Origin of the sequence: Companilactobacillus hulinensis, from assembly GCF_003946555.1 — a bacterium.
Lineage (GTDB): Bacteria > Bacillota > Bacilli > Lactobacillales > Lactobacillaceae > Companilactobacillus > Companilactobacillus hulinensis.
Map to the genome: position 1 here is coordinate 33,932 of NZ_RHOO01000017.1, position 21,617 is coordinate 55,548.

Genomic DNA, 21,617 nt, shown 5'->3' on the forward strand with positions numbered 1-21,617 from the left:
GAAGGTAAATAAATGACAACAATTGTTGCAGTTAAACATGATGGCCACACAGCTATTGCTGGTGATGGACAAGTTACATTGAGTGAAAAATTTATTATGAAAGGCTCAGCTCACAAGGTTAGACGTATCTTTGATGATCAAGTTATCATCGGATTCGCCGGTGGTGTTGCTGACGCTATCACATTACAAGACTGGTTAGAAAAGAAACTGAAAGCATATTCAGGTAATCTGAAACGAGCTGCAGTTGAGTTAGCTCAAGACTGGAGAAAGGACCCAACGCTTCAAAAGCTTGAGGCCATGCTTATCGCTATGGATAAAGATAGTTTGTTACTTATCTCTGGTAGTGGTGAAGTTATTGAGCCTGATGAGGATGTAGTTGCTATCGGTTCTGGTGGTAATTTTGCTCAAGCCGCTGCTATTGCAATGCAACGTCATGCTAAAGACATGGATGCTGAGCAAATGGCAGTTGAATCGATCAAGATTGCTTCGGGTATCGATATTTACACTAACGATAATATTATTTCAGACAAATTTTAAATTGGAGAGTAATAAATGGACAACATTTTAACACCTAAAGAAATAGTCGCTCAATTAGATAATTATATTATTGGACAAACTGATGCTAAAAAGGCTGTTGCGATTGCTCTATACAATCGTTATCGCCGTATGCAAGTGCCAGAAAAATTGCAACAAGAAATCACACCTAAGAACTTGTTAATGATCGGACCTACTGGTGTTGGTAAAACGGAAATAGCTAGACGTCTAGCTAAAATTGTCAAAGCACCATTTGTCAAAGTCGAGGCAACAAAATTCACTGAAGTTGGATATGTTGGTCGAGATGTAGAATCAATGGTTCGTGATTTGGTCGATGTTGCTGTTGCAATGGAAGAAAAAGAAAAAGTTGACGAAATCAGACCAGAAGTACGACGTGACGTTGACAAGAAATTGGTCAAATTACTAGTACCTGGTATTAAAAAAGAACGTAAAGAAAACAATAATAATATGGATTTCATGTCTATGTTGAACAATCTTCAAAATTCAACAAACTTACAAGATGCTTTGAACCCACAAAATGGGGATGAAGATCCTGATAGTAATGCTGATGTTACTGATGCAGTTCGTGATCAACGTCTATCCGTTAAAGAACAACTTGATAAGGGATTACTTGAAGATCATGAAGTAACCGTTAAGGTTGAAGAATCACGTAAAGTGAACCCTATGAATGATCAAATGGCTCAAATGGGTATGGACATGAGCAGTGTAATGGATTCATTGGTTCCTAAGAAGATGATCACTAGAACTTTGCCAGTCAAAGATGCTCGTGAACTCTTGATTCAACAAGAGTCAGACAAACGTGTTGACCATGACGAAATTTATCAATCAGCAATTGAACGTACTCAAAATAACGGAATTATCTTTATTGATGAGTTTGATAAGATTGCTGCTGGCAATAAGAAGACATCTGGCGAGGTATCTCGTGAAGGTGTTCAACGTGATATTCTACCTATCGTTGAAGGATCACAAATCAATACCAAATATGGTGCAGTTAATACTGACCACATTCTGTTTATTGCTTCAGGTGCTTTTGCTGAGAACAAGCCAAGTGATTTGATTGCTGAATTACAAGGACGTTTCCCAATTCGAGTTGAATTGAATGATTTGACACAAGAGGACTTCATTCAAATCCTAACAAGACCTGATAACGCTTTAACAAAACAATACGTTGCACTAACAAGAGTAGATGGCATTCATTTAACTTTTACTAAAGAATCAGTCGAAGAGATTGCAAAAATCGCTTACAACCTTAATAATACTAATCAGAACATCGGTGCCAGAAGATTGGCTACCGTTCTAGAAAAGATATTGGCAGACATTCTTTATGAAGGTCCAGATATGCAAATGGGTGATATTACAATTACTCGTGAGTATGTAAAGGAACAAGTTGGCAAAATTGCCGATGATCAGGATCTTTCGCGTTATATTCTTTAGGGGGAAAAATAATGACAATGTACGAACTTAAGAACGATTATTTAACCGTTCAAGTTAATTCCAAAGGTGCTGAATTAAGTAGCATCAAAAATGGTGAAGATATCGAATTCATCTGGCAAGCAGACTCAAATTTTTGGGGTAGACATGCACCAATCCTCTTCCCAATCGTTGGACGTTTAAAAGATGACCATTACTTTGTTGATGGTAAAGAATACAAGATGACACAACATGGTTTTGCTAGAGATCAAGAATTTACTCTTGAATCACAAGCAGATTCAAAGCTTGTTTTGACATTGACTACAAGTGATGCCAGTCTTGCTAAGTATCCATATCATTTCAAGTTAAGTGTTATTTATCAATTAGTTAAAGATACTGTTCAAATTAGCTATTTGGTTGATAATCTTGAAGACACAGAAGATATGTACTTCAATATCGGTGCTCACCCTGGCTTCTCTGTACCATTTGAAGATAATCTTAAGTTTGAGGACTTCGGTGTAAAGGTTGATCCTTCAGAAACAAGAACAACTATTCCTATAGTTGAACACCAAATCGACCTTGACGGTGAACACAAAGTTGAGAATCAAAACTTCCCAATGAATCGTGAAGAGTTCAAAGATGATGCAGTTGTATATCGTCTAAATGATCCAGCCGTTGTAACTATCGAAAGTGCTAAGTCAAACCACAAGTTAACTCTTGATACTGGTAATGCTAAGTACTTTGGTATGTGGTCAACATATCCTGACGAAGGTAAGTTCATGTGCATCGAACCATGGTGGGGACTTGCTGATAAGAAGGATAGCGACAATAACTTCAAGACCAAATATGGTGTTAATAAACTTGATCCTAGTGAACAGTTTGAGGCATATTTCAGTATTTCAATTAAATAATTAAGATAACAAAAAAACGACCAAACTAATGGTCGTTTTTTTGTTGGCGTTTATAGGCTAATCCGATTGGAACTAAATTTTCTTTACCTTTGAGCAAACGCTTGATATTGGGGATATGACGTACATATACGATAATAGTTACCACTGCCGCTGCACCAGTTAAAATCCAGTCGTGCATGAATAATGTGGCAATCGTGAACACTAGAACAGTTGTAAGACTCGCAACACTGACCATACTAGTCAAATAGACAATAAGTGCTAAACAAATGAAACAGATGGTGAATAGCAAAGGATTGTATGCTAGTAAGATACCAGCACTAGTTGCTACAGCCTTGCCACCACGGAACTTTAAGAAAATCGAGAAGACATGTCCTACGACTGCAAATATTCCGATGAAAAGGATCCAGTGACGATCTAGTCCAAAGAAGACTGGCATCAAAGCTCCTAAAGTTCCCTTTAAAATATCAAATATCAAAACTACAGTACCCGCAAAGGGTCCAAACACTCGATAAGCATTAGTAGTTCCCACGTTTCCGCTACCGTATTCGAAGATATTTTTATGGAAAAATACCTTACCAACGATATAAGCTGTCGGAAATGAGCCTATTAAATATGCTAAAATTGCACAAACGAGAAGTTTCATTATAAAAATCACTCTCTCAGTTATATTTTTTGGTATATTGTAACTCTATGGTATTTTTATATCGAATAAAAAATACCAACTCAGACATTATCTAATAAAAACACTAAAAAGTAAAAGTAATAAAAAACGAACATATGTTCCAATTGTTGCTGAAGTATGAGAACATAGTGATATAATAGTAAAATGTCGAGATTGTAATTAATAAAAAAGGAATGATATAAATGCCAAAATCATCTTATGATGATTCGTCAATCCAGATTTTGGAAGGCTTAGAGGCCGTTCGAAAGAGACCAGGTATGTACATTGGATCAACTGATTCACGTGGACTGCATCACTTGGTTTATGAGATTGTCGATAACTCAGTTGACGAAGCTCTGTCAGGATATGGAAAAGAAATAAATGTATCGATCAACCATGATAATAGTATTACGGTTGTCGATCATGGACGTGGAATGCCTACAGGGATGCACGCTAGCGGTAAACCAACAATTGAAGTTATTTTAACTGTTCTTCATGCTGGTGGTAAGTTCTCAGAAAATAGTTACAAAACGTCTGGTGGACTTCACGGTGTTGGTTCTTCTGTTGTTAATGCTTTGTCTGAATGGATGACCGTACGTGTTGTTCGTGACCACAAAGTGTATGAAGAACGTTTTGAAAATGGTGGTCATCCAGTTGGAACCTTGAAGAAGACAGGAACTACCAAAGAAGGCAATGGTACAACAATTAGTTTCAAACCAGATGCTTCTATTTTTCAAACAACCAAGTTTAACTATGATACTTTAGCTGAAAGACTACGTGAATCAGCCTTCTTACTTAAAGGGGTTAAATTCACTATTACCGATAAACGTGGTGAAGAAGAACATGGAGATGTCTTCCACTACGAAGATGGTATTCAATCTTTTGTTAAGTATTTGAATGAAGATCGAGATACCATTGGTGGCATCTTCTATATTGAAGGTGAGAATTCTGGAATTGAAATAGAGTTCTCTGGTCAATATAATGATGGTTATTCTGAGAATATTATTTCATTTGTAAATAACGTTCGTACTGCTGATGGTGGGACTCATGAATCTGGTATGAAATCTGGATTAACCAAAGCCTTTAATGACTATGCTAGAAAAGTTGGACTTTTAAAGGAAAACAGCAAGAACCTTGAAGGTAGTGATGTTCGTGAAGGACTATCAGCTATCATCTCAGTTCGTATTCCCGAAGAAATTCTTCAATTCGAAGGTCAGACAAAGGGTAAGTTAGGGACTGCTCAAGCTAGATCAGCCGTTGATCAGCTAGTTTATGAGCAGATGAGCTTTTATTTGATGGAGAATGGGGAACAGGCCCAAACTCTTGTAAAGAAGGCTCTGAAGGCGCGTGAGGCACGTGAAGCAGCCAGAAAAGCTCGTGAAACCACTCGAAATGGTAAGAAAAACAAAAAGACTGACGGTTTGTTGTCAGGTAAATTGACACCAGCACAGTCTAAAAACGCTAAAAAGAATGAACTATTCCTAGTCGAGGGTGATTCTGCCGGTGGTTCTGCTAAACAAGGTAGAGATCGTAAGTTCCAAGCAATATTACCTTTGCGTGGTAAAGTTCTGAATACTCAAAAAGCAAAACTAGAAGAAATTTACAAGAATGAAGAAATAAATACAATGATCTATACGATTGGTGCCGGTGTTGGTGCTGATTTCAAATTGGAAGATAGAAATTACGATAAGATCATCATTATGACCGATGCCGATGATGATGGTTCTCATATTCAAATATTACTTTTGACATTTTTCTATCGTTACATGAGACCACTTGTTGATGCTGGACATGTCTATATTGCATTGCCACCTTTGTATAAGCTTCAAAAAGGTAAGGGTGCGAAAACTCAAATGCAATATTGTTGGACACCTGATGAACTTCAGGCTGCCATTAAAAAGATGGGTAAAGGTTATGAATTACAGCGATTCAAGGGTCTTGGTGAAATGAACGCTGATCAGTTGTGGAATACAACTATGGATCCAGAATCAAGAATTTTAATTCGTGTAAATATTGATGATGCTGCTCTTGCTGAACGACGCGTAACCACTCTGATGGGCGATAAAGTTAAGCCTAGACGTGAATGGATCGAAAAGAACGTTCGTTTCAACGGTACAGAAGAGGGCGACAATATTTTGGAAAAAGTCGATGATACAGATCCAGTAGATAATAAAATCGTTGATGATTTATTGAATAAGGAATAGGTGATAAATTTTGGCTAACAATTCTCCTAAAATTCAAGATTTGCCATTAGAGAAAATAATGGGAGATCGTTTTGAGAGATATTCAAAATCAATTATTCAAGAGAGAGCACTCCCAGATATACGTGATGGACTAAAACCAGTACAACGAAGAATTTTGTATTCAATGTTCGTTGATGGTAATACCTTTGATAAAGGTTTTAGAAAGTCTGCCAAGGGTGTTGGTAATGTCATGGGTAATTTTCACCCCCATGGTGATTCCTCGATTTATGAAGCAATGGTTCGTTTATCTCAAGATTGGAAACTTAGAGATCCACTAATTGAAATGCACGGTAATAACGGTTCAATGGATGGTGATCCACCTGCTGCCATGCGTTATACCGAAGCAAGATTGAGTAAGATCTCAACAGAAATGCTCCGTGATATCAACAAAGAAACTGTTGATATGGAATGGAACTTTGATGATACAGAAAAAGAACCAAAAGTTTTACCTGCACGTTTTCCTAACTTATTGGTCAATGGTGCAACAGGTATTTCAGCTGGTTATGCAACAGAGATTCCACCACATAACTTAGGTGAGGTTATTGATGCGACAATCGAGTTGATCAATAATCCAGATGCGACACTTGATGATTTAATGAAGATTGTTAAAGGACCTGACTTTCCAACTGGCGGTATTCTTCAAGGTGCTGAAGGAATTCGTGAAGCATACGAGACAGGACGTGGTAAGGTTTATTTACGTTCTAAGACTTCTATTCAGGAAATTCGTGGCCACAAGTCACAAATTGTAATTACTGAGATTCCTTATGAAGTTAACAAGGCTCAATTGGTCAAGAAAATGGATGAAATGCGGGTTCTTAAAAAGGTCGATGGTATCGCCGAAGTTCGTGACGAGAGTGACCGTCAAGGCTTGTCCATCGTTGTTGAATTAAAGCGTGATGTTGATGCACAGGGAATCTTGAATTATCTATTTAAGAATACTGATCTACAAATTTCATATAACTTTAATATGGTTGCTATTGCCGACATGCGTCCACAGCAAGTTGGATTGGTACAAATACTAAAAGAATATGTTAAACATCAAGAAGACGTTGTTCTACGTCGTAGTAAGTTTGATGTTGAAAAGGCTAAAGCACGTTTGCACATTGTTGAAGGTCTTATCAAGGCTCTGTCAATATTGGACAAGGTTATTAAAACGATTCGTGGCAGTAAAAATAAATCTGATGCTAAGAATAACTTAGTTAAGGAATATAAGTTTACCGAACCACAAGCAGAAGCAATTGTTTCGTTGCAACTGTATCGTTTGACTAATACTGATGTGACAGAACTTCAAAAAGAAGATAAGCAATTGACTACTCAAATTGCGTCTTTGAATCGCATTATTAGTAATCACAATACATTGATGAATGTCATCAAAGGGGAACTTGAACATGTCCGTGATACATACGCTGATGCACGTCGTACTAAGATCGAAGCAAAAGTTGCTGAAATTGAAGTTGATACAAGTGTCTTGGTTGCAAGTGAAGATGTTCGTCTGCTAGTCAGTCATGATGGTTATGTAAAACGTAGTAGTCTTCGTTCATATCAAGCTTCTGATAATGGAGATAACGGTCTTAAGGATGAAGATTATCCAATTCTAGATCAAGAAGTTAATACGCTAGATCATTTGTTTATCTTTACTGATAAGGGAAATATGATTTATCGTCAAATCTTTGAAGTTGATGATAATCGCTGGAAAGATACAGGATCGCATTTGTCACAAGAAATCGGTTTGGCAAATGATGAGTCAATACTTAAGGCATTCGTATTCAAATCACTTGAAGAAAAGGGTAACTTCTTGATTGGAACAAGTGAGAATTATATCAAGCAGGTTGCCTTCAGTGATTTACTTCCAGGTAGAACCTATAAGTCACGTGCCAGTCGATATAGTAAGCTGAAGACTGATGATGCTAAGGTAATGAATGTTTACTTCGTTCCAGATGGAATCATGGGACAAGTTTATGTATTTACCGAACATTCATATGCATCAGCTTTTCCACTTGATGAGGTTCCGGTTGTTGGTAGTAAGGCAGTTGGTGTTAAGTTCGTTAGTCTAAAAGATGATGATAAGATCGCTGGATATTTCTTGACAACTGATGAAAATGACAAGATTGCCCTATTGACACAACGTGGATCATATAAACAAATGAAGTTATCAGAGATTCCATCAACTAGTCGTGCTAGACGTGGTGTATTGACACTACGCGAATTAAAACGTGCTCCACATCGTGTTTCATTAGTAACTAATATTACTGGCGATGAGAAGTTATCAGTAGTAACAGATACAAACAAGGTTATCGATTTGGACGAAGGTTCGCATCAAAACGCCGATAGATATTCAAATGGTTCGTTTGTAATGGATCCAGAAACAGATGGTAATCCGATCAGATTTGTGAAAGATGTAATTGAAAAGTAATTTAAAATATCAACATATTTTCATATTTGTATAGTATTATTAATGCATAGTATTAGTAATATCTTTTCACAATGATTAGGAGGACGTCTTATTGTTAGACGAAAAATCAAGACGCGTATTTAGTTCAAAAGCACTGAACTATTTTGACGAATTAACGAAGAATATGAGCTACACAAAAACTGCTCAATCTTTAGGAATTACCCAGCCTGCTTTGACTCAGCAAATTAAAAAGATTGAACGAGTAGTAGGTGTTCCATTATTTTATAGCATGGGTAAGAAAATCTATCTGACTGATGCTGGTACTTCATTGTTGAAGGCAACACACGAAATTTTTGATGTCATTAATTCAGTAACAGATCAGATTCAACAAGAATCTTCTGATAAATCCGGTACGATTAGTATTGGTTTGTTGTCGACCGCCGAATCAATGGTTATTGAAGATTTTATCGTTGAATATAATCGAATTAATCCCAATGTCGAAATTGATCTTAATCTTTTAACACGTAAAGAAATCTGGGATCACATCGAGAATAATCGAATTGATCTCGCAATTATGTATTTACCAGATAAAAACATTAAAAATTGGAAGATTTACAAGTCAAAGAAGATTATTAATGACAATATTGTCTTGGTACATAATAACGAGAAGATTTATAAAAAGGGTATCGCCAATTATAGGGATGCAATCGAGAAACCATGGGCTGCTTATGTTAAAGATTATTATCTATCTGACCTATTACAGGAAAGATTTAGAAATGCTTTAGTTGATCAGCCACAGGTTATTGCTCGTTTTTCATCTCCATATCAATTATTGAAGTTTGCTCAAGGATCAGATGATGTTTATACGGTTTTACCGTTAAGTTTTTGTATAGCACATGCATCAATGTTTAAACTTTATCAAACTCCACTTGAACCTGCGGTATCAAGTGAATTATCATTTGTATATCGAGAAGATAAAGAAAAGATTCCTCGAATAAAGGAATTTCTCTGCGAGTGGGATAATTTCTTGAATGATAAGAATTATATCGATCGTTTAAAATCTTCTAGATAAAATAAAAAAGGGGAAATTAAGAATGACTAAGGAAAAAGAATTAGTTTTTGGACACAAAAATCCTGATACAGATGCTGTTGTTGCAGCTATCTCATATTCACACCTACAAAATGAATTAGGTTTTAATACTGAAGCTGTTGCTTTGGGTGAACCTAACGAAGAGACAAAGTATGTCTTCGATAAGTTTGATTACAAGTATCCACGTGTTGTCACAGCTGCTAATGGTGAAGTTAAGAAAGTTATGCTTGTTGACCACAATGAAAGCCAACAAAGCTTGGATGACATTGCTGATCTAACAGTTACTCATGTTGTTGACCACCACAGAATTGCTAACTTTGAAACTGCTAATCCTTTATATTACCGTGCTCAACCAGTTGGTTGTACAAGTACTATCCTTTGGGAAATGTATAATGAAGAGGATGTTGAAGTACCTGGCAATTTGGCCGGATTGATGGCCTCAGCTATCATCTCAGATACACTTCTATTAAAGTCACCAACAACTACTGACGAAGATAAGGCTGCTCTTAAGAGCCTTGCTAAGACAGCTGGAATTGACTATGAATCATATGGCTTGGATATGCTTAAAGCAGGTACAAACCTTGATAGTAAGTCAACTAAAGAATTGATCGACATGGATGCTAAGAGCTTTGAAATGAACGGTAAGAACGTTCGTATCGCTCAAGTAAACACTGTTGATATCGCTGATACTTTGAAGAGAGAAGCAGAATTCACTGCTGATATCAAAGCTGAAAACGAATCAGAAGGTTACAACCTATTCGTACTTCTAATCACAAACATTTTAACAAGCGATACTACCGGACTAGTATTGGGTGATGAAAATGCTGTCTCTGTTTTCGAAAGTGCCTTGAATACTAAGGTTGAAGATAACAAAGCATCATTGCCTGGCGTGGTTTCACGTAAGAAGCAAGTTGTTCCACCACTAAATGAAAAGTTTTAATAATTAATTTATGAAAGCGGATAACTTGTGAAATTACAAAAATAATTTGTGAAAAACGAATTTGTTTTGTTGAAAACGTTACCGTCAACATGTATAATATTTTACATCATCAAAACTGCTGGATTTTTATGATCTAGCAGTTTTTATGTTGTTGTTTTTATTTTACAAAAGGGAGTTTTTCGATGAGTGCATTAAATATATTAATTGGTCTTATGCCAATGATAGGTTGGGGACTTTTCCCAATCTTAACAGGTAAATTTGGCGGCAAGCCAGTTAATCAAATTCTTGGAGCTACATATGGTACTTTGATTGCCGCGGTTGTTGTAGCTTTAGCTCGTCAAACACCTATGATCGGCGGTAAAGAATTTCTATTTACGTTCCTATCTGGTGCATGTTGGTCATTAGGACAGATTCTTGTATTCTACGCTTTCTCTGAAATGGGTGTTTCAAGAACTATGCCAATTTCAACTGGATTCCAGTTAATTGGGGCATCATTATGGGGCGTTCTAGTATTGGGAGAATGGTCTTCAAGTAGTGCAAAGATGATTGGTTTCTTCTCAATCGTCTTGATTATCTTCGGTGTTTGGTTAACAACATACAGTGAGAAAAAGACACCTAAGTCAGAAGGCGGTGCCAATGCCGTTAAGGGTATCTTACTTGTATTGTTCGCTGAAGTTGGTTACTTAGGTTATTCCGCATTTCCACAAGCTATTACCGTTGACGGTTTCCAAGCATTCCTACCACAAGCTTTGGGTATGGCCGTAGTTGCAACAATCTTTGCTATTGCTACTAAGAGCAATAGAGATACAAAACCATTTGCTACAAAGAGTTCTTATACAAATATTATCAGTGGATTCTTCTTTGCATTTGCTGCTCTGACATATTTGATCTCAGCTCGTCCAGATGTTAATGGTTTGGCAACAGGTTTCACACTTTCACAAATGAATGTTATCATTGCCACACTAGGTGGAGTTTATATTTTACATGAGCATAAAACACATAAAGAAATGATTTCAGTATCAGCTGGACTATTATTAGTTGTTGTTGCTGGTATTATTACAGCCTTTATTAAGTAATAAAATTGAATATTTATACAAAAACATGTCGGATAGTTTTCTGACATGTTTTTTACTATCATCAGAAGACTTCAAAGTTTAAAAGTTGACTAAACAAAAACACGTCAGATAAATATCTGGCGTGTTTTTCATATCAGGGAATTGATGGAATTTTTTAGTTGATCTATTATCGTATATTTAATTTTAAAAATTGGGAGGGGTATCATATTAATATTCATTAGTGGGAAACCACAATTAATTAAAATGATAATCTAAGGAAATATCTATCAGATAGTTTCTTTCCTATCTGATACCGTAAATATAGTACCTTTTTCAAAATTGTAAAAGATAAAAGGCTTGGAAAATCCATTTAAATTTTCATATTATTTTTAATCATTTTTATATGTGGAGTGTGGTTGAATAGGAAGGCATTGCCAATACTTTGGAAACCAAACTTCTTATAAAAGCTTTCAACGTAAGTTTGTGCTTCAATGACTATTTCTTGTTGCGGATAGATCTGTTCGATGATCTTTAGGACTTCATCAATTAGTTCTGCACCAAGTCCAGTACCACGATGATTCTTATCTGCTACTACACGCCCAAAGGTAATATGCCCGTTTTCTTTGAATATACGTGCGTATGCGACAATTTTATCTCCATCATATTTGAAAACGTGGATGGCATCGAGATCATTATCGTCAACTTCTTGATATACTCGTTCTTGCTCAACTACGAAAGTTTCAACTCTAAGGTACATCAAATCGAATAGTTCTTTAATCGTTAATTCTGAAAACCTTTTTACATTCCACATATTAATCACCATTGTTTTCAAATAAAATATTGTTAATTTTGTTAAATGCTGCATACAGTTCTTCTTGTTGAACTTGATTCAAATTTCCAATCAGATTTTGAATTTGAACATCTGAATCTTTGTCTATAAGGACCAGAAGCTTTTTGCCTTTATCAGTCAATGAAATGTTCTTAGAGCGGGCATCAGTGATTGAGGCTGTCTTTTTTATATAATCTAATTTAGTTAGCTTCTTTAAAACACGGCTCGTATAGCTGGCGTCTAGATTAAGAGTATTGGCCACGTTCATGGGGGTAGTCTCATAGCGTATAGCCATAAGTATACGTGCCTCAGGAAAGCTGAGGTCGGTGTTGAATACTTGTTTATTCATTAACCCCAGTGTATTTGTGTATTGTCGGTTAAATTTACGAATCAAACTTATTTGATTATTGTTTAACATATTTGAATTCCTTCTAACATTTAGTGGATAAAAGCCATTATATTCTTGATAATGGACTAAGTCCAGTAAAATTACAAAAAAGTGTTTGTGTTGTGACCATATAAGTTACTGGACTTGTGGCATAAACGCACAGCAAAACATAACTTTTTTTGCTTAAAACAAATAGCGTCTGTGATCCAAAATCGGATTACAGACGCTATTTTACTTAATATTCGAAAGAAGGAAATCGTTGTCACATTCTATCAAACTTATTTATAATGACGTAGCTCTGGTGGTGTGTAGCTATCGATAAAATTCTTAATTTCTGGTAACGAATCCGAGAAAAGGACTTTTTTCCGACCGCTAGGTTCTAAAAAGCCGTTTTCGACCATATTATCGAAAAACTCCATTAAAGAATCATAATAGTGATCAATATTATAAAAGATGCATGGATTGTCGTTGTCACCAATTTTTGCCCATGAGAATGCCTCAGAAATCTCTTCTAAGGTACCAGGGCCACCCGGCAGTGCAATACTAGCAATTGAGTTATTTAACATCTCACGCTTCCTAATATCCATAGTTTCGACTATATCTAATTTGGATAAGTTGGGGTGTGCTAGCTTGCGGTCATTTAATTGCTTAGTAATGATTCCATGAACGTAACCATTTTGTTCTAGGACAGAATCCGCAATGACGCCCATTAATCCATAGACACCACCGCCGTACGTTAAACCGTAGTTATTATCAACTATCCATTGGCCAAGCTTTATAGCACTATCTTTAAAAATAGGCTTGTTTCCAGCGGCAGCACCGCAGTATACAGCAATATTTTTCATCTAGTCACTTCCATCATTCATAAAATTAACTTCTCGTTTTAAACGACGATAATACAATAGTGAGGCAGTTTCAAGTGCATCTAAGGCACGTTCTTGATCTTCAGATAGATTTTTGGTACTCAGAGCCAGTAGGATGAAGGTAGTATAAAGTTTCTTAGGCGATAGATCCAATTTTGTAGCTTCACTATCTCGTTTGAGATCTCGGTGTAATGCAGGGACAGATAACAGTGGGGAATTAGCTCCTTTATTACGGCTTAAGAAGAGATTTTGATTGTTCCAGTGACTGCGAAGGGGAGTGATAAAGGCTTGGTATGATTCCAGAAACTTCTTTTCCAGTGTTGTGAAGTGTAATTGATTAAATCTAATGTAGAAGTCTGGTTCAAGTGCTTCCTTATAAGTAAAACCCTTGGATATGATCAAAATGAGTAAACGTGTATAAATACTTAAATCGGAATTCAGATATTTAGGGATGTTTTGAAACACTTCTACAGGGAAATCGTCTTGTTTTGGCACCTCAACGCTATTAATATTCAAAGTTGGTATTTCTGGCGTTCTTTTAAGACTGAAGAGATATTTGAAGTATACGTTTAGATTGCTAATGACTTTGTTGATAGTACTTGGGCTAAGCTTCAAATTTTCTAACATAAAATTCTTAAAATGCCTGACATCCATTTCATGAACATCTTTAATGTCCTCAGAAATCTTATAATCATTATTGTGCTGAATTGTATAACTGAAAAAATCATTTAGAGAATTCATATATTCAGTATGGGCACGTGCAGAAATATGACGTGTTTTCAGGTATGCATTGAAACCTGTAAGATATGGTATTTTTGACATATGAAACCTCCTTATTTACTACTTATAATTATACCGTAAACGTTGATACAAACGTATTTATAGGCACAAAAAAATCACTCATTAATTATTTGATGAGTGATTTTATAGATTAACATTGATAACTTTTTGTCCACTTGTTATATGAGCTTCGTCAAACGTACTCATTTGCAAGACATCTGTCATGTTAGTGATTATCAGCATGACCACGGGATCCTTTTTTGCTTTAGCGATAGCTTCGAGATCCATAGTTACTAAAGGCTGAGAAGTAGTTATTTTGTTACCTTCGTGAACCATAAGTTCGAAAGGCATGCCGCTTAATTCTACAGTATCAATACCTAGGTGAAGCATTATCTCTAGACCACTTTTACTTTTAAGCGAAATTGCGTGTTTGGTTGGAAAGACCATACTGACAACTCCATCTACTGGTGAAACAATATTTCCGTCGTCTGGTTCAATTGCAAAACCGTCACCCATCATTTTTTTGGCAAAGACTGGATCGTTGACTTTTTCAAGCTTTATCAAGTTGCCGGTCACGGGTGCGGCGATACTAATTTCTTTTTTTTTGGTAAATAATCCCATGTTATAACCTCACTTTTTTCTGGGAAAGAGTAGATATTAAGATAGATATGTATTAATTTATCGAGGAATGATCTTAAAGGCAGTTCCTGCATCGATATAGGACAATAGTTTCAGATCACTGGTGATAATTTCACCTAAGACATTCACACGTTGACTAGCTGGCAGGTGTCGACAGACTATTTGAACTTCTCCTGTGTATGGACCGTAATTAATATTATCCATTGTTACTGAGCCAAAGACTCGTTCAATATTGTTGGTTGGATCAAAATGGTGGCACTTCATTTTATGACTTTCAGCAAGACGTATTACATCTCTTGAGGGATCTTTTCGATTATGGAAGGTCATTTTAAATAGACAGTCGGGTACGCCTATCTTCATATTAGTCATATGTAAAGGGATGACACCATCTACAAAGAAGCTCTTAAAAGACTTACGTAGTTCAGGCCCCGAGTAAGAGTCACCAATTATTATATTATCAGTCTCAAGTTTTGATAATTCCACGGCCGCAATAAAGGGGCTCAGACTACGATGACGTTCTAGTGTTGGTAAACCTTCGTTCAGTGGATCAGAAAATGGTTTGCTTCCAGTGACGAAACCAGATGTTTTCATATGGTGTTTATGTAACCAATGATTCTTCTGAGCAAGCCAAGTTAAGTCTAGCCCTGTATTGGGATGTGGGTAGTAGTTATACCATGCATTTAATCCAAACAAATCAACATTTTGCATTTTTAAGTCATGCAAGTCTTCACTAGTGATCGTACTGGCGTTTATTGCCAGGTTTGAATTATTGATGTGAGAAATTAAACCATTAGTAAGAGCTTCATCATCTATCAACAATGTGGCATCGTTTAGAATGTCATTATCGATCAATGCATATGAATGGCAATCTACCTTCATTGTCATATGTAGTTCGAATTCTTTTGACAAATCATAGATATAATTGAGATCAGTTAAATGATCTGCTAATTTGGGGATGCAAGTAGTAGTATAAATCTCTGAAAATCCAGAGTCCTTCATGTCCTTAACATATTCTCGAAAATTATCGCTGGTTGATTGATCCAGATATACAGAGAATCCTAACATGTGTGCCTCCTTTAATGAAAACGCTTAACACATACACTATATAATATTATTTTTTTGATAATAATTCCATAAAATTTGATAATATATAGGAAATTAAACATTTTCTAGACGAAACTCGTCCGGTGTTTGATTATTTCTTTGCTTAAAGACGGTAATAAAATATGTATCACTAGAGAATCCTACTCTTAGTGCGATGCTTTTAACAGAAAGGCCGCTATTTTTTAATAGTTCCTTAGCTTTTGCCAACCGAATAGTAGTTAAGTATTGTGCTGGAGTATATCCATTCTCACGTTTGAAAACCTTTTGTAGATGGAAAGGACTACCATGACATTCCTCCGCAATCCTATCTAAGGTAAGCTTACGCTGATAGTTTGTATCTATAAAGTGTGTTATTTCATCGACCCATTCAGTATTTGGGACGTTACCTGTGGGTTGACACCTTTTACATGGGCGAAAATTTGCTGCCTGCGCTTCTTTTGCAGTTTTGAAGATCAGTACATTTTCCCTAGCGGGTTTTCTTGAATGACATGATGGTTTGCAAAATATCATAGTGGTTTTAACGCCGTAGAAGAACTTATTGTCAGCGGTGGTATCATTATTGATAATAGAATGCCATCGAGTATCTGTTAGAGGATATTTTCTCATAAGAAATACACTTTCTAGAATTTAATGACAAGATTTTTAAGTGAATTGTAGCATATACTAGGGATGTAAAAAAGTAGGTGTTGAAAATGACTAAAACAATTTATTATGAAATAAAGCAAATACATAATCACAAGTACGTGATTGCAGCAACTGCAAAAGGTTTGGCATTCGTTGGTTCACCAGATAAAGAAATATCGGAAATTTACTCTTTTTATCAACATTCCAAATTAATTGAGGATGATAAAGTGATTGCTCCTTATTATAGGCAGCTTAAAGAGTTTATGGATCATAAAAGAACTTCTTTTGAATTAAGTACAGATGTCTCCGGGACAGATTTTCAAGAACAAGTTTGGCACGCTGTTCAAGATGTACCGTATGGAAGCACATCTAATTATAGTGAAATTGCGTCTACAATTGGTCGCCCTAAGGCTGTCAGAGCAGTCGGTACAGCGATTGGTCGTAATCCAATATTGATGGTAATACCATGTCATCGAATTCTGACTAAGGATAATAAGTTGGGTGGGTTCCGTGCAGGATTAGAAATGAAGAAGGAATTGTTGGAATTGGAATCAAGTAATAAATAGAATTGAGGGAGTTAGATGAATCAATATAAAATAGCATTCTTTGATATCGATGGGACTCTAGCCGGTCATAAGACATCCGCTAATACAACTATTCTCAGTAGAATACCTGAGAGTGCTAAGCGTGCTATTAGTGAGTTGAGAGGTTCAGGTATAGAACCAGTTATTGCTACTGGAAGAAATTATGGAATGATCAAAGATATTTTAAAGGATTTAGGTGTTGACAGTTTCATTGCTAATAACGGTCGCTATGTTGTTTTTGAACACCAAACTATTGCACACGATGTTTTTGATAAGCAGCATTTGAAAGCGGTAGTTGATTACTTTTTAGAGCATAATATTGGTTTTTGTTTTGAGACGGTCGAGAAACTTTACATATATGAGAGTTCTAACTTTAAGGGTGACGGATCAATGGGATTTGAGAGAATACCTGATGGTGTGATACCAAATGATATTATCCAATTAATAGTCATGAATGATGAAGATGTTTCAGAGACTGTGCCTGTACCTGATATCAAAATGCTTAAAGTTGCAGCAAATGTTTATGATGTGACGATGAATGATTCAAGTAAGGCTATTGGTATTCAAAGAATCTTATCAAGTATGAAGATTGATCCTAGAAATACGATAGCTTTTGGAGATGAGGTCAATGATCTTCCTATGTTCAATGAGGTTGGTTTCTCCGTTGCTATGGGGGATGGTAATCCCGATGTATTAAAGGTAGCGGATTATGTTACTAATGGTGTTTACGAAGATGGTATTTGGAATGCATGCAAGAAATTAGAATTAATTTAACTTCAACGTATTGAGTTGGAGTTTTTATTTACAATTTAATTTCCGTGAAGTAAAATTTGTTTAAATAGTTAGTGAATGGTCACTCACGTTATTAAAGAAGTTAAATAGAAAGGTTCAGTTAAAATGGCAGAGGACATAGTTTTTAAAGACTTAAATGATTGGATAGAGAATAGCAAGATGCCTAATGGCAAACGCAAAGTATTATTGGCAGCGATAAAGCTTTTCTCTAAACAAGGCTATGATGGTACTTCGACGGCTGAGATTGCTACTGAATCAGGGATGAGTCAAGCTACGATTTTTAAATATTTCAAAACTAAAGACATATTATTGAAGTCTATTATTACGCCAGTTATTAAAAATCTATTGCCAGAATATGGAAGCAAATTCATTAAGGAAATATCAGAACATAGCAGTACTTTGGAACAAATGGTTCACTTTATTGTGAGAGACAGATTCGACTTCTTGGTTAGTAATAAGAATGTTGTTATGATTATAATCTCTGAATTAATGGTCAATTCAGATGTTAAGGAGTTGGGATTAAAATTCATTACTGAAAAAAAGAATGATTTTGTTAATGTTGTTTGGTCAGCTATGAAGAATACCGGTGAGTTGAGGGATGATATTGATCTGCTGTTCGTATTACGTACGATTGCTAGTCAGTTGGTGTTCTATTTTATTCAAACTCAAAAGCTACTAACTGATACTTCGTCGGACCAAATTGACTCTGAGCTTTCAAAAATTGAACAAGCAATTATTCGTGCAATTTCAAAATAATATTTCTTAGAATGCTGGTCCGTGATATGCTAGTAAATGTACTTTTTAAAATGAGGAGCATTCAAATTGGATCCGCAGTCAGTTTTGAAAGATGTCTTCGGTTACGATAATTTTCGACCGGGGCAACGAAAAATAATTAATCATGTGTTAAATGGTGATCGCACCTTAGGTATTATGCCAACTGGTGGTGGGAAGTCTGTATGTTATCAATTACCAGCAATTATGTTTGATGGATTAACATTAGTTGTTTCTCCATTGATCTCGTTGATGAAGGATCAAGTTGATAGCTTAAATGAAATGAACATTCCTGCGACCTTTATTAATAGTACCCTCGATTATCGTGATCAAGAAGAACGTATGCGCTATATTGAATCTGGTGCAGTCAAGTTACTATATGCTGCTCCAGAACGCATTGAGAACCCTGAATTTTACAGCTGGCTCACTCAACTACCAATTGACTTGGTAGCAATCGATGAAGCTCACGTTTTATCAGCTTGGGGACATGATTTTAGACCTAGTTATTTGAATATTATTAAACCACTGAATGAACTACCTAGTCAGCCGGCTTGGTTAGCGTTAACAGCAACGGCAACTAGCCGGGTACAAGATGACTTGGTTGATATCCTGAATATTCCTACAGATAATATCGTTAAAACAGGATTTGCTAGAGATAATATTGCGTTAAAAATCGAACGTGGTGTTAGTAAGTTATCCTATGTGCTGAACTATGTAAAATCACACGTTAATGAATCAGGAATTATTTATGCTGGTCGTCGTAAAGATGTTGATACCATATATGAGTATTTGAATGCACACGGAATTAAAGCCGGACGGTATCATGCCGGCCTAGATGATGATGAACGCCACCAGCAACAAGAAGATTTCTTATTTGATGAAGTTAATGTCATTGTTGCTACCAATGCGTTCGGTATGGGTATTAATAAGACCAACGTACGTTATGTGATCCACTTTACTATTCCAGGTACAATTGAAAGTTATTACCAAGAAGTGGGTAGGGCAGGGCGAGATGGTTTACCAGCAGAAGCTATTTTGTTGTATACTCCTGCAGATCTGGGATTACATAGGTTCTTTATTGACCAATCGGAAGCTGACGATGATTATAAGCAGAGTCTGGGCGAGAAATTACGTGAAATGAATCAATATGCGATGACTGAAGTATGTCTAATGCGCTATATATTGCGATATTTTGGTGAAGTAACTGATAAGAATTGTGGTCATTGTTCCAACTGCCTAGACAATAGGGAGACAACTGATGTAACCGATGATTCTCAGAAGGTCCTTAGTTGTGTAGTTAGAATGGATCAGAAGTACGGCAAGAAGGTAGTAGGTCGTGTGTTAGCAGGTAAGTCCGATGTCGCCAACGATTGGCGAAACTTTGGCAAGCTATCTACATTTGGTCTTATGCATGATTGGACGTTGAAGTCTATCAATGAGTTTATAGAATATCTGACTGCAAATGGCTATTTGATGACTACCGGTGGTCAGTATCCGTTGTTGCGACTAACCAGGAAGGGTGCTCAGGTTCTCAAGGGAGAAGCCAAAGTTGCTCGTAGGTTAGTTGTTGTTCCAACCGGACCAGTTAAAGAAATTGCTAATGATGGAACATACGATACAAACTTATTCGAAAAGCTGCGTAAGCTACGTCTCGATATTGCTCATGCTCAAGATGTACCACCATTTGTTATCTTTTCTGATAAATCACTTCGTGATATGTCTCAGAAAATGCCTGAGAATTCCAATGAATTCTTGGCAGTCAATGGTGTTGGTAACGCAAAACTTGAACGTTATGGGCAAAGATTCATCGAATCAATCAAATCTTATAAAAATGAGCAAAATACAGAAAAAGAAGAAATTAAAAATTAAATTTAAAGATTGGATATTTGAATCCAATCTTTTTTTATACGATATTGTTATTATTATTTGTAAAATTAAATGTTTTACGAAAACATAAAAAACAAAAAACAGCAAAATTTGACCAAACGTCCGACGCCCACTATACTTTAACAGACGAAACGAGATGGAAAAATGACAAGAATTGCACTATTATCAGATGTTCATGGGGATATTACAGCTCTTCAAGCTGTAATCAATGATGTTAAAAAGCAGAAAATACAAGAATCATGGTACCTCGGTGACTTATTAATGCCCGGACCAGGTACAAATGATCTGTTTGACATGTTGGATTCAGTAAATACAACCATACTTTTGCGTGGAAATTGGGATAATTTCCTATTTGAGGACGTAAGCAAGCTTACACAACGGGATTTGGACGATCCTGTGACACCTTATATATTAATGCTGATGAAATATACTCTAAACAATACTAGTTCAGCAAACCTAAAACGACTAAAGGATTCACCTATATCAACTAGTGTTGATATTAACGGATCTAGAGTTCTATTGACACATAACTTGATTCATAAGAATTACGGGCATGAGCTGCTGCCATATCAGTCACAGGCGCATTTTGACGACCTGTTCGACCATCAAGACTATGATGTGGCTGTATATGGCCATACACATCACCAAATAATGCGTACCAGCAGCAAAGACCAATTAGTTATCAATCCAGGATCAATTGGTCAACCATACACGGAAAGATTGAAATTCAGACCTGACAGACGTGCTCAGTACGCAATTATAGACATTGATCAATATGGTTACTCAAATATTGAGTTTAAAAAGGTATCATACGATATCGACTACGAGCTTGATTTAGCAAAACAAATGAATTTGCCGTATTTCGAGCTTTATAAGAAATTGTTCACTGAAGGAATTGCATATACTCACGATCAACCTGTGCTGAAGAAGTACATGGATAAGCATGGCTATAAAAGCTTAGCCATGAAGTTCTATAATGAGTTAATGAATAATAAGTAGCGTGTTTGCTGCTTTAAATTACCACTCCAACATATCAAAATAAAAAGCAACAAAGTAGTTAATTTAAGAACTATATACTAATTATTTGTATAGGAGAATA

The 21,617-nt window shown here is 36.1% G+C and carries 21 protein-coding genes; 13 read left to right on the forward strand and 8 right to left on the reverse strand.

Annotated elements, in window-relative coordinates; translation table 11 throughout:
- Nucleotides 1–12 precede the first annotated feature (12 nt).
- The 3 genes from hslV to EKM66_RS09050 are packed head-to-tail and all read left to right on the forward strand — an operon-like array spanning nt 13 to nt 2,876.
- Nucleotides 13–537, forward strand: a complete 525-nt coding sequence (gene hslV, locus EKM66_RS09040) for an HslVU peptidase proteolytic subunit (RefSeq protein WP_125763798.1) — start codon at nt 13–15, stop codon at nt 535–537.
- Nucleotides 538–552: 15 nt separating this feature from the next.
- The gene (gene hslU / locus EKM66_RS09045; protein WP_125763800.1) at nt 553–1,989 is read left to right on the forward strand and encodes an ATP-dependent protease ATPase subunit HslU; all 1,437 of its coding nucleotides are present in this window, start codon (nt 553–555) and stop codon (nt 1,987–1,989) included.
- A gap of 11 nt (nt 1,990–2,000) precedes the next feature.
- Entirely contained in the window at nt 2,001–2,876 is an 876-nt protein-coding gene (locus EKM66_RS09050) for an aldose 1-epimerase family protein (RefSeq protein ID WP_125763802.1), read from the forward strand.
- Nucleotides 2,877–2,901: 25 nt separating this feature from the next.
- Here EKM66_RS09050 and plsY read toward each other — a convergent pair whose 3' ends face one another.
- Nucleotides 2,902–3,519, reverse strand: coding sequence for a glycerol-3-phosphate 1-O-acyltransferase PlsY (gene plsY / locus EKM66_RS09055; protein WP_125763804.1), 618 nt, complete (start codon nt 3,517–3,519; stop codon nt 2,902–2,904).
- Between the two features lie 221 nt (nt 3,520–3,740).
- Between plsY and parE the strand changes: the two genes are divergently transcribed.
- From parE to rbsU, 5 genes are all read left to right on the forward strand, one after another.
- The gene (parE, locus tag EKM66_RS09060) at nt 3,741–5,741 is read left to right on the forward strand and encodes a DNA topoisomerase IV subunit B (RefSeq protein ID WP_125763806.1); all 2,001 of its coding nucleotides are present in this window, start codon (nt 3,741–3,743) and stop codon (nt 5,739–5,741) included.
- 58 nt (nt 5,742–5,799) lie between these two features.
- On the forward strand, nt 5,800–8,193 hold the full coding sequence (gene parC / locus EKM66_RS09065) for a DNA topoisomerase IV subunit A (protein WP_404811467.1): 2,394 nt from the start codon (nt 5,800–5,802) through the stop codon (nt 8,191–8,193).
- Between the two features lie 91 nt (nt 8,194–8,284).
- Nucleotides 8,285–9,244, forward strand: coding sequence for a LysR family transcriptional regulator (locus EKM66_RS09070; protein WP_125763810.1), 960 nt, complete (start codon nt 8,285–8,287; stop codon nt 9,242–9,244).
- Nucleotides 9,245–9,266: 22 nt separating this feature from the next.
- A complete protein-coding gene (locus EKM66_RS09075) occupies nt 9,267–10,202 on the forward strand; it encodes a manganese-dependent inorganic pyrophosphatase (RefSeq protein ID WP_125763812.1) in 936 nt (311 codons plus the stop codon).
- 182 nt (nt 10,203–10,384) lie between these two features.
- Nucleotides 10,385–11,278, forward strand: coding sequence for a ribose/proton symporter RbsU (gene rbsU / locus EKM66_RS09080; protein WP_125763814.1), 894 nt, complete (start codon nt 10,385–10,387; stop codon nt 11,276–11,278).
- A gap of 349 nt (nt 11,279–11,627) precedes the next feature.
- Here the strand turns inward: rbsU and EKM66_RS09085 are convergent, their stop codons facing one another.
- From EKM66_RS09085 to EKM66_RS09115, 7 genes are all read right to left on the reverse strand, one after another.
- Nucleotides 11,628–12,068 (reverse strand): GNAT family N-acetyltransferase, encoded by a 441-nt coding sequence (locus tag EKM66_RS09085; protein ID WP_125763816.1) that lies wholly within the window; start codon nt 12,066–12,068, stop codon nt 11,628–11,630.
- Nucleotide 12,069: 1 nt separating this feature from the next.
- The gene (locus tag EKM66_RS09090; protein WP_125763818.1) at nt 12,070–12,504 is read right to left on the reverse strand and encodes a MarR family winged helix-turn-helix transcriptional regulator; all 435 of its coding nucleotides are present in this window, start codon (nt 12,502–12,504) and stop codon (nt 12,070–12,072) included.
- Nucleotides 12,505–12,752: 248 nt separating this feature from the next.
- The gene (locus EKM66_RS09095) at nt 12,753–13,319 is read right to left on the reverse strand and encodes an LOG family protein (RefSeq protein ID WP_125763820.1); all 567 of its coding nucleotides are present in this window, start codon (nt 13,317–13,319) and stop codon (nt 12,753–12,755) included.
- Entirely contained in the window at nt 13,320–14,159 is an 840-nt protein-coding gene (locus tag EKM66_RS09100) for a phage integrase N-terminal SAM-like domain-containing protein (RefSeq protein WP_125763822.1), read from the reverse strand.
- Between the two features lie 102 nt (nt 14,160–14,261).
- A complete protein-coding gene (locus EKM66_RS09105; protein WP_125763824.1) occupies nt 14,262–14,738 on the reverse strand; it encodes a PTS sugar transporter subunit IIA in 477 nt (158 codons plus the stop codon).
- Between the two features lie 57 nt (nt 14,739–14,795).
- The gene (locus EKM66_RS09110) at nt 14,796–15,821 is read right to left on the reverse strand and encodes a MupG family TIM beta-alpha barrel fold protein (protein ID WP_125763825.1); all 1,026 of its coding nucleotides are present in this window, start codon (nt 15,819–15,821) and stop codon (nt 14,796–14,798) included.
- Nucleotides 15,822–15,914: 93 nt separating this feature from the next.
- Nucleotides 15,915–16,466 (reverse strand): bifunctional transcriptional activator/DNA repair enzyme AdaA, encoded by a 552-nt coding sequence (locus EKM66_RS09115; RefSeq protein ID WP_125763827.1) that lies wholly within the window; start codon nt 16,464–16,466, stop codon nt 15,915–15,917.
- 86 nt (nt 16,467–16,552) lie between these two features.
- Between EKM66_RS09115 and EKM66_RS09120 the strand changes: the two genes are divergently transcribed.
- The 5 genes from EKM66_RS09120 to EKM66_RS09140 all read left to right on the forward strand — a co-directional run bounded on the left by EKM66_RS09120 (nt 16,553) and on the right by EKM66_RS09140 (nt 21,517).
- Nucleotides 16,553–17,050: a methylated-DNA--[protein]-cysteine S-methyltransferase gene (locus EKM66_RS09120; protein ID WP_125763829.1), complete on the forward strand. Its 498-nt coding sequence runs from the start codon at nt 16,553–16,555 to the stop codon at nt 17,048–17,050.
- Between the two features lie 15 nt (nt 17,051–17,065).
- The gene (locus tag EKM66_RS09125) at nt 17,066–17,842 is read left to right on the forward strand and encodes a Cof-type HAD-IIB family hydrolase (RefSeq protein WP_125763831.1); all 777 of its coding nucleotides are present in this window, start codon (nt 17,066–17,068) and stop codon (nt 17,840–17,842) included.
- A 123-nt stretch (nt 17,843–17,965) separates the two neighbouring features.
- Entirely contained in the window at nt 17,966–18,616 is a 651-nt protein-coding gene (locus EKM66_RS09130; RefSeq protein WP_125763832.1) for a TetR/AcrR family transcriptional regulator, read from the forward strand.
- 66 nt (nt 18,617–18,682) lie between these two features.
- Nucleotides 18,683–20,500, forward strand: a complete 1,818-nt coding sequence (recQ, locus tag EKM66_RS09135) for a DNA helicase RecQ (protein ID WP_125763834.1) — start codon at nt 18,683–18,685, stop codon at nt 20,498–20,500.
- A 162-nt stretch (nt 20,501–20,662) separates the two neighbouring features.
- Entirely contained in the window at nt 20,663–21,517 is an 855-nt protein-coding gene (locus EKM66_RS09140; protein ID WP_125763836.1) for a metallophosphoesterase family protein, read from the forward strand.
- Nucleotides 21,518–21,617 lie beyond the last annotated feature (100 nt).

What these genes read in the sequence shown, in the direction of transcription:
- EKM66_RS09110 (WP_125763825.1), bottom strand. Translation starts at nt 15,821, where the DNA reads ATGTTAGGATTCTCTGTATATCTGGATCAATCAACCAGCGATAATTTT.
- EKM66_RS09050 (WP_125763802.1), top strand. Translation starts at nt 2,001, where the DNA reads ATGACAATGTACGAACTTAAGAACGATTATTTAACCGTTCAAGTTAAT.
- EKM66_RS09120 (WP_125763829.1), top strand. Translation starts at nt 16,553, where the DNA reads ATGACTAAAACAATTTATTATGAAATAAAGCAAATACATAATCACAAG.
- parC (WP_404811467.1), top strand. Translation starts at nt 5,800, where the DNA reads ATGGGAGATCGTTTTGAGAGATATTCAAAATCAATTATTCAAGAGAGA.
- hslV (WP_125763798.1), top strand. Translation starts at nt 13, where the DNA reads ATGACAACAATTGTTGCAGTTAAACATGATGGCCACACAGCTATTGCT.
- parE (WP_125763806.1), top strand. Translation starts at nt 3,741, where the DNA reads ATGCCAAAATCATCTTATGATGATTCGTCAATCCAGATTTTGGAAGGC.
- EKM66_RS09115 (WP_125763827.1), bottom strand. Translation starts at nt 16,466, where the DNA reads ATGAGAAAATATCCTCTAACAGATACTCGATGGCATTCTATTATCAAT.
- EKM66_RS09100 (WP_125763822.1), bottom strand. Translation starts at nt 14,159, where the DNA reads ATGTCAAAAATACCATATCTTACAGGTTTCAATGCATACCTGAAAACA.
- hslU (WP_125763800.1), top strand. Translation starts at nt 553, where the DNA reads ATGGACAACATTTTAACACCTAAAGAAATAGTCGCTCAATTAGATAAT.
- EKM66_RS09090 (WP_125763818.1), bottom strand. Translation starts at nt 12,504, where the DNA reads ATGTTAAACAATAATCAAATAAGTTTGATTCGTAAATTTAACCGACAA.
- EKM66_RS09095 (WP_125763820.1), bottom strand. Translation starts at nt 13,319, where the DNA reads ATGAAAAATATTGCTGTATACTGCGGTGCTGCCGCTGGAAACAAGCCT.
- EKM66_RS09130 (WP_125763832.1), top strand. Translation starts at nt 17,966, where the DNA reads ATGGCAGAGGACATAGTTTTTAAAGACTTAAATGATTGGATAGAGAAT.
- EKM66_RS09125 (WP_125763831.1), top strand. Translation starts at nt 17,066, where the DNA reads ATGAATCAATATAAAATAGCATTCTTTGATATCGATGGGACTCTAGCC.
- rbsU (WP_125763814.1), top strand. Translation starts at nt 10,385, where the DNA reads ATGAGTGCATTAAATATATTAATTGGTCTTATGCCAATGATAGGTTGG.
- plsY (WP_125763804.1), bottom strand. Translation starts at nt 3,519, where the DNA reads ATGAAACTTCTCGTTTGTGCAATTTTAGCATATTTAATAGGCTCATTT.
- EKM66_RS09105 (WP_125763824.1), bottom strand. Translation starts at nt 14,738, where the DNA reads ATGGGATTATTTACCAAAAAAAAAGAAATTAGTATCGCCGCACCCGTG.
- EKM66_RS09075 (WP_125763812.1), top strand. Translation starts at nt 9,267, where the DNA reads ATGACTAAGGAAAAAGAATTAGTTTTTGGACACAAAAATCCTGATACA.
- EKM66_RS09085 (WP_125763816.1), bottom strand. Translation starts at nt 12,068, where the DNA reads ATGTGGAATGTAAAAAGGTTTTCAGAATTAACGATTAAAGAACTATTC.
- EKM66_RS09140 (WP_125763836.1), top strand. Translation starts at nt 20,663, where the DNA reads ATGACAAGAATTGCACTATTATCAGATGTTCATGGGGATATTACAGCT.